The sequence below is a fragment of the Micromonospora sp. NPDC050795 genome, from assembly GCF_044456785.1.
Classification (GTDB): domain Bacteria; phylum Actinomycetota; class Actinomycetes; order Mycobacteriales; family Micromonosporaceae; genus Micromonospora.
On sequence record NZ_JBITGE010000056.1, the window covers coordinates 18,219 to 26,296 of the forward strand.

General features: G+C 69.1%; 13 protein-coding genes and 1 pseudogene. 8 read left to right on the forward strand and 6 right to left on the reverse strand.

Annotated features, from left to right (window positions below; all coding sequences use genetic code 11):
* Positions 1-284: 284 nt before the first annotated feature.
* The 3 genes and pseudogenes from ACIBEF_RS30810 to ACIBEF_RS30820 all read left to right on the forward strand — a co-directional run.
* Positions 285-1,016, forward strand: a complete 732-nt coding sequence (locus tag ACIBEF_RS30810; protein WP_396796877.1) for a class I SAM-dependent methyltransferase — start codon at positions 285-287, stop codon at positions 1,014-1,016.
* A 98-nt stretch (positions 1,017-1,114) separates the two neighbouring features.
* Complete coding sequence (locus ACIBEF_RS30815) at positions 1,115-1,315, forward strand: hypothetical protein (protein ID WP_357201727.1); 201 nt, start codon at positions 1,115-1,117, stop codon at positions 1,313-1,315.
* Between the two features lie 80 nt (positions 1,316-1,395).
* A pseudogene (locus tag ACIBEF_RS30820) lies at positions 1,396-1,699 on the forward strand (MFS transporter); the annotation flags it as partial.
* A gap of 182 nt (positions 1,700-1,881) precedes the next feature.
* Here the strand turns inward: ACIBEF_RS30820 and ACIBEF_RS30825 are convergent.
* From ACIBEF_RS30825 to ACIBEF_RS30835, 3 genes are read right to left on the reverse strand one after another with little or no spacing between them, the layout of a single operon-like run.
* Positions 1,882-2,325: an SRPBCC domain-containing protein gene (locus ACIBEF_RS30825; RefSeq protein WP_396796879.1), complete on the reverse strand. Its 444-nt coding sequence runs from the start codon at positions 2,323-2,325 to the stop codon at positions 1,882-1,884.
* 2 nt (positions 2,326-2,327) lie between these two features.
* A complete protein-coding gene (locus ACIBEF_RS30830; protein WP_396796880.1) occupies positions 2,328-2,678 on the reverse strand; it encodes an ArsR/SmtB family transcription factor in 351 nt (116 codons plus the stop codon).
* Positions 2,675-3,133, reverse strand: coding sequence for an SRPBCC domain-containing protein (locus tag ACIBEF_RS30835; RefSeq protein WP_396796882.1), 459 nt, complete (start codon positions 3,131-3,133; stop codon positions 2,675-2,677). Before ACIBEF_RS30835 ends, ACIBEF_RS30830 begins: the two co-directional genes overlap by 4 nt.
* A 114-nt stretch (positions 3,134-3,247) precedes the next feature.
* Between ACIBEF_RS30835 and ACIBEF_RS30840 the strand changes: the two genes are divergently transcribed.
* Entirely contained in the window at positions 3,248-3,622 is a 375-nt protein-coding gene (locus tag ACIBEF_RS30840) for a VOC family protein (RefSeq protein WP_396796883.1), read from the forward strand.
* A gap of 258 nt (positions 3,623-3,880) precedes the next feature.
* Here ACIBEF_RS30840 and ACIBEF_RS30845 read toward each other — a convergent pair whose 3' ends face one another.
* Positions 3,881-4,693: a class I SAM-dependent methyltransferase gene (locus tag ACIBEF_RS30845; protein ID WP_396796896.1), complete on the reverse strand. Its 813-nt coding sequence runs from the start codon at positions 4,691-4,693 to the stop codon at positions 3,881-3,883.
* Between the two features lie 7 nt (positions 4,694-4,700).
* Here ACIBEF_RS30845 and ACIBEF_RS30850 point away from each other — a divergent pair, with 7 nt between their 5' ends.
* Positions 4,701-5,135 (forward strand): hypothetical protein, encoded by a 435-nt coding sequence (locus ACIBEF_RS30850; RefSeq protein ID WP_396796884.1) that lies wholly within the window; start codon positions 4,701-4,703, stop codon positions 5,133-5,135.
* Here the strand turns inward: ACIBEF_RS30850 and ACIBEF_RS30855 are convergent.
* Both ACIBEF_RS30855 and ACIBEF_RS30860 read right to left on the reverse strand, forming a co-directional pair.
* The gene (locus tag ACIBEF_RS30855; protein ID WP_396796885.1) at positions 5,128-5,805 is read right to left on the reverse strand and encodes a hypothetical protein; all 678 of its coding nucleotides are present in this window, start codon (positions 5,803-5,805) and stop codon (positions 5,128-5,130) included. The two genes, ACIBEF_RS30850 and ACIBEF_RS30855, sit on opposite strands and share 8 nt — an antisense overlap.
* Positions 5,806-5,946: 141 nt before the next feature.
* Positions 5,947-6,405, reverse strand: coding sequence for an ArsI/CadI family heavy metal resistance metalloenzyme (locus ACIBEF_RS30860; protein ID WP_396796887.1), 459 nt, complete (start codon positions 6,403-6,405; stop codon positions 5,947-5,949).
* Between the two features lie 77 nt (positions 6,406-6,482).
* Between ACIBEF_RS30860 and ACIBEF_RS30865 the strand changes: the two genes are divergently transcribed.
* Genes ACIBEF_RS30865 through ACIBEF_RS30875 form a run of 3 tightly spaced genes read left to right on the forward strand, consistent with a single transcriptional unit; the run spans position 6,483 to position 7,989 of the window.
* The gene (locus ACIBEF_RS30865) at positions 6,483-6,857 is read left to right on the forward strand and encodes an ArsR/SmtB family transcription factor (protein ID WP_396796889.1); all 375 of its coding nucleotides are present in this window, start codon (positions 6,483-6,485) and stop codon (positions 6,855-6,857) included.
* Positions 6,854-7,591 (forward strand): aquaporin, encoded by a 738-nt coding sequence (locus ACIBEF_RS30870; RefSeq protein ID WP_396796891.1) that lies wholly within the window; start codon positions 6,854-6,856, stop codon positions 7,589-7,591. The genes ACIBEF_RS30865 and ACIBEF_RS30870 overlap by 4 nt, the downstream gene beginning before the upstream one ends.
* Positions 7,588-7,989, forward strand: coding sequence for an arsenate reductase ArsC (locus tag ACIBEF_RS30875; protein ID WP_396796892.1), 402 nt, complete (start codon positions 7,588-7,590; stop codon positions 7,987-7,989). Before ACIBEF_RS30870 ends, ACIBEF_RS30875 begins: the two co-directional genes overlap by 4 nt.
* Positions 7,990-8,078: the final 89 nt, after the last annotated feature.

The window sequence follows — 8,078 nt, forward strand, 5'->3', positions numbered from 1 at the left end:
GTGGGGGGGCGCAAACACCCCCCCCCTGGCCCAATCGGTGACCCCCACCCAATCCCCGGCCCCCCCGGCCGGGGGGGGGCCGGGGGTGGCTTTTGGGCGGGCCGGCCCCCACGACGTGTCTGGTGTCCTCGGTCGACAGTCACGCGAAGGGAGCAGCCACCATGCCCGACACGACGAAGTCCTCCGAACCAACCGTCATCCGACCCGACGAATCGAGACTTCGTGAGCAGGACTGTTCCTTCGGCGCTGCTGAGCGCCACTGACTTCACCCCCGGAGGCCGCTGATGTCGGTCTTCGACGATCCCGGCCTCTTCGGCCGGCTCTGGGCCGCCGACTACGACGGCCCCGGCAACCCCGACCCCGCGCCAGCGGTGGACTTCCTGGCCGACCTGGCCGACGGGGGTCCGGTTCTCGAACTGGCGATCGGCACAGGCCGGGTCGCGCTGCCGCTGGCCGAACGCGGCCTCGCCGTGCACGGCGTCGAGGCGTCCGAGGAGATGCTCGCGCACCTGCGGGCGAAGCCCGGCGGTGACCAGATCCCGGTGGTCGTCGCCGACATGGCGGACGTGCCGGTGGCCGGTGAGTTCCGGCTCGCGTACCTGGTCTTCAACACCCTGTTCAACCTGGTGGACGCCGAGCGGCAGGCGGACTGCTTCCGCAACGTCGCCCGGGTGCTGTCGCCCGGCGGCGCGTTCGTCATCGAGACGTTCGTGCCCGACCCGCGTGACTTCGACGAGGACGAGCAGGTGCAGGTACGTGCCGTGACCGAGGACTCCGCGACGATCCGACTGCACCGGTACGACCGGCCGGCGCAGCGGTTCATCCGGCAGACGATCACGTTCGACGCGGACGGTGTGCATCTGAAGCCGTTCGCCATGCGGTACGCCTGGCCGCACCAGATCGACGAGATGGCGCAGCGGGCCGGGCTCCGGCTCACCGAGCGGTACGCCGACTGGCACCGGCGACCGTTCCAGGCCGACAGCCCGTCGCACATCTCGGTCTACCGCACGGAGTAGCGGTTTGATCGGCTCGGGTTCCGGAAAGTCGAGCAGTCATCGCCCCGACGTCAAGGAACCCGAGTCGATCTCCCGCCGACCGAGAGTGAGATGCCGCCATGAGCAGACGAGCCATCCAGGTGGTCCTGGCCCTGTCGGTCGTCCTCATGGTCACCGGCATCATCCTCAAGGTGACCGGGGACGGCGGGGCCGACACGGCCGGCACTGTGGCGGTGTCGCTCGCCTCGGTGGGTTCGATCGTGGCGAGCATCGGCTCTTCCTTCCGTGCTGCCCGCCGAAACGACGGCCCGCAACGGTGATCCGGCCGTTCACCCTCGGCTGATTCTGCTGCCAGCAGTAGGTATTGATCCGCAGGTGCCGCGCCGGGTGAGCTGAGAGCATGGACGCCTCCCGATTCCCGCGCTCCTCTCCGTACTGGCCGGTGGTCAGTCACCCGCAACTCCGACGCGTCCTACCCGGGCTGGCCGTCTCCGCGTTGGGCGACGGCCTGGCGGTGGTCGCGGTGACCTGGCTCGCCATCCAACTCGCCCCGCACGATCAGCGGTTCACCTGGCGGCGTACACACTGCCCAGCGCGGCCGGGACCGTCGTCTTCGGTCGCTGCTGCGCGGGCGCAGCGGCGCGCAACTCGCCGGTTGGGACGCGATTCTGCGGGCCAGCGCGCTCGGGGCGATTCCCCTCGCGGCATCCTCGTGCTGGCGGTGCCGCTGGGCACAATGCTCGGTGGGCCACTGGTGGGTGCCATCGGCGCACGCCCGACGCTGCTGCTGTGCCCATGGCGATCGTGGCCCTCGGCCTGATCGCCGGGGCAATCGCGATCTCCAGGCGGAGCTCGCGATTGCCCGGCGAGGCAGCCGGCACCGAGGTCAGTGCCAGTCGCTGATCCGGACGTCGTCCGGGGCCGGTCGGCCGTGGCCGGTCTCCACCTGCTCCTTGAGGCTCATCAGGAACAACGCCCACTTGGTGCTGCAGTGGTGCATGAACTCGACCGGCTCGCGCCAGCCCTGGTGCGCGAACTGGACGATCGTGTACTCGCCGCGCTGGTCGAGACGCCAGTCGACCTCGGTGCCGACCCACTCCTCGGGGCCGTCGACGACGCGCCACCGCACCCGCCCGGCGGGGTTCAGCTCCAGGACCTCCAGGTCGAAGCCGCCGGCATCGCCGAACCGGAAGGCCAACTGTCCACCGACTTCGCTCTTGCCCACCGTGTCGGTGGTCCACCAGGCGGCGAGGCCCTCCGGCGTTGCCACCGCTCGGTAGACGTCGTCGAGCGGAGCAACGACGCCGACCCGGTGCAGGATGTCGACCATTATCAGTCTCCTTCGTCGTTGGTGCGGGTGCGTTCGATCGCCTCGGCGATGCGCTTGATCCGGCGGAGGCGGGCGTCCCAGGTGGAGCCGACCGCCGACAGCTGGGCGGCCGCGCGGGCGAGTTGCGCCTCGTCCACCTGGTAGTGACGCTCGCGACCGGCCGGTTCGGCGTGGATCAGCCCAACCCGGTCGAGGACCGCAAGGTGCTTCGAGACGGCCTGACGGGTGACGGGTAGCCGTCTGCTCAACGAGGTGGCCGTGCCCGGCCCGTCAGCGAGAAGAAGGTCGATCATCGTACGACGGATCGGGTCGCCGATCGCCGACCACAGCTCGTCGTCGACCACCGCGCTCATGGGGTCGCGACCAGCCGCACGACGTACTCGCCCAGCCGGGGCATGTAGTGATCCCAACCGTTCTCGTGGTCGCGGTACTGCTCTTCCAGGACAGCGACCTCCCAACCCAGCTCGCGGAACCCGGTCTCGGTCATCCGGATCAGTGTGCCGCCACCGCTGGGCACCAGGTCGAAGGTGACGAAGAGCGCCTGCCCGTTCCGGTCCGGCTCGGTGAAGCACCACCGGAAGGCGAACCGCCTGGGCGGGTCGACCTCGACGACGGCGATCGCCACGGTCTTCGTCTCGCCGGTGTCGGCGTCGCGCCAGATCAGCTCGCCGGGCGCACCGACGACGGATTCGAACCGCGCATCGTCGGGCCACCACTCCCGCATGTGCTGGGGCTGGCTGACCACCTCGAAGACGACCTCGGGGGACGCGTTGACGTGGATGTCGCGTTCGATCGTTCCCTGTTCCATGTCCACAACCTTTCGCAACCTTTGGTTGCACTTAACCTACGGCAGCCCGCGACCATCGCGCAACCTTTCGTTGCGTCTCGGGGTTTCGTCGTACCCGGGATGCACGATCGGCGCATGTCTGAGCCATCGCCCCACCGACACCACGCCATCGACTACGTCGAGCTCACGGTGACCGACCTCGCCGTGGCCAAGCGGTTCTACACCGACGCGTTCGATTGGCAGTTCAACGACTACGGGCCGGAGTACGCCGGCATCCGCAGTCCCCACGGCGACGCCGCGCCCGAGGTCGGCGGTCTCCGTCTGGACAGGGAGGTCCGGGCGGGCGGGCCGCTCGTGCTGCTCTACTCAAGCGACCTGGACCGGTCCGTGCAGGCCGTCAAGGAGGCCGGCGGTCAGGTGGTGGACGGGCCGTACGAGTTCCCCGGTGGGCGACGGTTCCACTTCACCGACCCCAGCGGCAACGAGCTAGGCGCCTGGGCAGAGCAGTAGGACTCCACGATCGTCCGGTTGGCGGGTGATCGTCGTTGCCCGCTCCGGCAGAGTGTCCCCATGGCCGGACGAGGACTGGACGCCGAGGGATGGATTGCGCGTGAGGGTGCACTGAGACAGGTCCCGGCCGCCTTCGCCGGTGTTGTCGACGCGGCACGCGCTCGGACAGCCGAGTCGTTCGATGATGGTCTGCTGCACAGCGCCTACATCTACGGCAGCATCCCGCGTGGCACCGCCCAGATGTCGGTTCGCCGGCCGTCAGCGTCGCCGGGCGCGCAGCACGCCGGTCAGCATCGGCAGCGTGAACTCGCCGTTCGCGGTTTCGGCTCGGCTCCCGAGAAAGGAGCGGATCCGGCCGAGGGTGCCCACTCGCTCCTCTTCCGGCATGACCAGCATCCCGGCCCGTGTCGCGAGCGTCGCGACGAGCGAGTCGGCGTTACGGCGCTGCCCGTGCGGGAACTCGACCTGCTCCGTCGACCCGAACCGGGCGACCAGGCCGGCACTCGGGACGAGCATGCCCGCCGTCGCGGCGCGCCAACTGCTCAACGTGTCACGCGGGCCGATCGCCGCACTCCCGCTGACCCGTTCGAGCCCGGCAACCCAGTCGACCCGGTCGTCCATGATGTTCCACAGACCGGCCAGGACACCGCCGGGTACGAGGACCCGGGCGATCTCCGCCCCTGCGACGGCCATGTCGAACCAGTGCAGGGCGTTGCCGGCGAGCACGGCATCGACGGACCCGTCCGGCAACGGGATGGCTTCGGCGCTGCCCGGCAGGGCACTGACGGTCGGCACCGCACGGCGCAGCTCGCCGAGCATCGCCGGGTCGGGTTCGACAGCCACGACGTCCGCGCCCACCGCCGCCAGCGTCGCGGACAGCTTGCCGGTGCCGGCGCCCAGGTCGAGCACACGTAGGCCGAGGGAGGGCTCCAGCGCCCACCGCACCGCGGCCTGCGCGTAATCCGGGCGGTGTTCCGCGTACGCGGTCGCCGCCGCGCCGAACGACGACCGGAGCATCTGTTCCGTCACCCGGTCAACGTACCGCCGCTCGTCGACATCGACTGCCACCATGGCCACCGTGCAGATCCTGCGAAGCTGGTGGCGCGTCCGTTACCCCGTCTACGCGCTCGGCCTCGTGGTCGGGATGGTCATGTTGTGGCTGCCCTTCGCCGGTGCTCCGCGTCAGGCCGAGGTTGGCTGCTGGGAGGTCTGCCTGGCGGCCGGCAGCGCGGTGCGGATCTGGGTCAACCCCGACGACCCGGATGACTTCGTGACCGACTTCGGCATCCTCAGCGGACATCGGGGCCGGCTGCAAGGGGTGGTCGGAGCGGCAGGCCTGGTTCTGTCCGGGTGGATGGCGCTGGCCGTGATCGCCCACCTCTATCAGCAACGACGCGGCCACCGGCGACAGGACTGGCAGCGGCAGCAACGAGACCAGCGCCAACGACAGTTCGCGAACGCCAGGGCCGGAACAAAACGCAAGCCGGGTGGGCGAGGAACGCCGTTCAGGTGATCGACATCGCAGGTCGGTAGCTGTCGCTGATCGTCCTGGGCACCAGCCGTTGGATCACATCGGGTTGCATATGCGGATTGGTTGCGTCCAGAGACATGAGGCCACGATCGGCGCGCATCAGTTCAACGGTCTTTCTGGCAACAACCTTGTAGCTGTCGTGAAGCCTGACAGGCACGTCGAGTGCATCCGCTCCTTCCGAGATGGGAAGTACGGCATCCACTTCGGAGACGAACCTCGACATGAGGTCGCAGCATTCACGGGCGGAGTCTCGGACCGGCGCGGAGGCCGAAAGCTCCAGTTCCGCCATGATGCCTACGGCTTTTACGCTGGCCTCGTAGAGTTCATCGGTGTCCACGATGAACAGATGACCCTCTCCGGCCTCGATCATCTGCCTGATGTCGGCCGCTTTTCGACCCCAGTTCCAGATGGTCTGCATGAACTGTTTGTAGGTCTCTTCGCGTGACTCGCGGTGCCGAAGCTCGTCCTCTCGCTGCCACTGCGCCGCTCGGTCTTGGCGCTCCCGCTCCCAGCGTTCCTGCTCTCGCTCGCGCTCCAAGTTCCACCGACGGTCCTCGCGGCGAGTGGTGAGGAACTGGGTCGAAATAGCGGCCCCGAGGGTACCGGTGACACCAAGCGCGGCGACGAGAAGAACCGGCCAGATCTGGTTCATGCCGAGAGTATTCAGCCTCGATGCAGCCGTGACGGCGCGCCCCGCCGTCTCGCTCCTGCCTGACGGCTGAGGCACGGGAATGCGACAGTGGACTGCGCGCCCGCCTCCTAGACCGACGACGGGCGCGCGAGAGCGGAAAGATCAGCAGCAGCTCGAAGCGGCCCCGCTGGTGGCCGGCTCCGTCTCGGCGGCCGGGGTGCAGCACGCGCTGTCGGTGGCCTTGTCCAACTGCGGGGAGTCGGCCTTGACGGTGTAGACCTCCCACGGCTCGTTGCCGGGGCCGTGCACCCACACCTTGTCCTGGAGGGCGTAGCAGCAGTCGGTGTTGTTCTCTTCCAGCGTGATCAGGCCGGAGTCGGTGAGGCGCTTGGTGGCGGCGTTGACCTCGTCGGTGCTGGTGACCTCGACGCCGAGGTGGTCCATGACGGTGGGCTGGTCGGCCTCGCCCTCCAGGAGGACGAGCTTGAGCGGCGGGTTCTCGACGGCGAAGTTGGCGTAGCCGGGGCGGCGCTTGGCCGGCTCGACGCCGAACAGCTTGGCGTAGAAGGCTACGGAGCCTTCGAGGTCGGATACCCGCAGGGCGAGCTGGACACGGGACACGGCCATCTCCTTGTCTAGATGCTTGTCGAAGCAAGACCTACGTTGCACCCTGTTTTGAAATCTGTCAAGGTAGAGGCATGTCGAAACAAGAGCTGCCGGTGGTGGACCTCAACGCCGTGGCCTGCTGCTCCCCGCTCGCGGTCCGCCCCATGGACGCCGAGCAGGCCGCGATGGTCGCACCGCTGTTCAAGGCCCTGGGGGATCCGATCCGGCTGCGGCTGATGTCGATGATCGCCTCGGTGCCGGAGATGTGCGTCTGCGACCTGACCCCGGCGTTCGACCTGTCCGGGCCGACCATCTCTCACCACCTCAAGGTGCTGCGCGAGGCGGGCCTGGTCGACTCGGAGCGGCGCGGCACCTGGGTCTGGTACCGGGTGAAACCGGAAGCGTTCCGGCAACTTGGGGCGCTCCTGGACATCTCCGCCGCCCCGGCCGCCAGCAGCACCGCGTGAGCCTTGCCCTGCCCCGGCGAGCCTCGGCGGAGTTCGCCGGCACCGCCCTGCTGGTCGCCGCCGTGGTCGGCTCCGGGATCGCCGCCGCCCGGCTCTCCCCCACCGACGTCGGTCTCCAACTCCTGGAAAACGCGATCGCCACCGCCCTGGCCCTGGGCGCGCTGATCCTGACCTTCGGCCCGGTGTCCGGAGCACACTTCAACCCGGTCGTCTCCGCCGTCGACTGGTGGCTCGGCCGCCGCTCCGGCACCGGCCTGACCGGGCGGGACCTCGCCGCCTACGCCGCCGCCCAGACCGGCGGCGCGATCACCGGCGCGGTCCTGGCTGACGTGATGTTCGGCCTGCCGGCGGTGGCCTGGTCCCGCACCGAACGGACCGGGGGAAACCTGTGGCTGGCCGAGGTGGTCGCCACCGCCGGACTGGTCGTCCTGGTCTTCGCCCTCGCCCGCTCCGGCCGCACCACAGCCGCTCCGGCCGCTGTGGGCGCCTATATCGGCGCGGCCTACTGGTTCACCTCGTCGACGTCGTTCGCGAATCCCGCCGTCACCATCGGCCGGGCCTTCACCGACACCTTCGCCGGTATCGCTCCAACCTCGCTACCCGGTTTCATCGCCGCCCAGCTCGTCGGCGGCCTGGTCGCCGTCGCGGCCCTCGCCGCCTGGTACCCCCACGCCGCCGACGCGGCCGACGCCGTCGTCGTGCCCCACCTCACCCGGGAGACCGAAGCTCGATGAGCAGCAAGCCCACCGTCCTGTTCGTCTGCGTCCACAACGCCGGCCGCTCCCAGATGGCCGCCGGCTGGCTGCGCCACCTCGCCGGCGACACCGTTGAGGTCCGCTCCGCAGGCAGTGAACCCGCCAACCAGATCAACCACGTCGCCGTCGAAGCCATGCGCGAGGTCGGCATCGACATCACCGGCCAGGTCCCTGCCAAGCTCACCTGGGACACGGCCGAAGCCAGCGACGTCATCATCACCATGGGCTGCGGCGACGCCTGTCCCATCTTTCCCGGCAAACGCTACGAAGACTGGAAGCTCACCGACCCGGCCGGCCAGCCTCTCGACGTCGTCCGCCAGGTACGCGACGACATCCGCGCCCGGATTCAGAAGCTCGTCGACACGCTCCGCACCTAGACGAGTAAGTCCGAAGTTGGTTCAGTGGTCGTAGGCGATCAGGGATCTCGTCACGGGCTGGCCGGTGGTCCGGTTGTGCCAGATCGCGG

Excerpts from the sequence above, each read along its gene's own strand:
- ACIBEF_RS30810 (WP_396796877.1), top strand. The coding sequence starts at position 285 with ATGTCGGTCTTCGACGATCCCGGCCTCTTCGGCCGGCTCTGGGCCGCC.
- ACIBEF_RS30865 (WP_396796889.1), top strand. The coding sequence starts at position 6,483 with ATGTCGAAACAAGAGCTGCCGGTGGTGGACCTCAACGCCGTGGCCTGC.
- ACIBEF_RS30825 (WP_396796879.1), bottom strand. The coding sequence starts at position 2,325 with ATGGTCGACATCCTGCACCGGGTCGGCGTCGTTGCTCCGCTCGACGAC.
- ACIBEF_RS30855 (WP_396796885.1), bottom strand. The coding sequence starts at position 5,805 with ATGAACCAGATCTGGCCGGTTCTTCTCGTCGCCGCGCTTGGTGTCACC.
- ACIBEF_RS30875 (WP_396796892.1), top strand. The coding sequence starts at position 7,588 with ATGAGCAGCAAGCCCACCGTCCTGTTCGTCTGCGTCCACAACGCCGGC.
- ACIBEF_RS30840 (WP_396796883.1), top strand. The coding sequence starts at position 3,248 with ATGTCTGAGCCATCGCCCCACCGACACCACGCCATCGACTACGTCGAG.
- ACIBEF_RS30830 (WP_396796880.1), bottom strand. The coding sequence starts at position 2,678 with ATGAGCGCGGTGGTCGACGACGAGCTGTGGTCGGCGATCGGCGACCCG.
- ACIBEF_RS30815 (WP_357201727.1), top strand. The coding sequence starts at position 1,115 with ATGAGCAGACGAGCCATCCAGGTGGTCCTGGCCCTGTCGGTCGTCCTC.
- ACIBEF_RS30845 (WP_396796896.1), bottom strand. The coding sequence starts at position 4,693 with ATGGTGGCAGTCGATGTCGACGAGCGGCGGTACGTTGACCGGGTGACG.
- ACIBEF_RS30835 (WP_396796882.1), bottom strand. The coding sequence starts at position 3,133 with ATGGAACAGGGAACGATCGAACGCGACATCCACGTCAACGCGTCCCCC.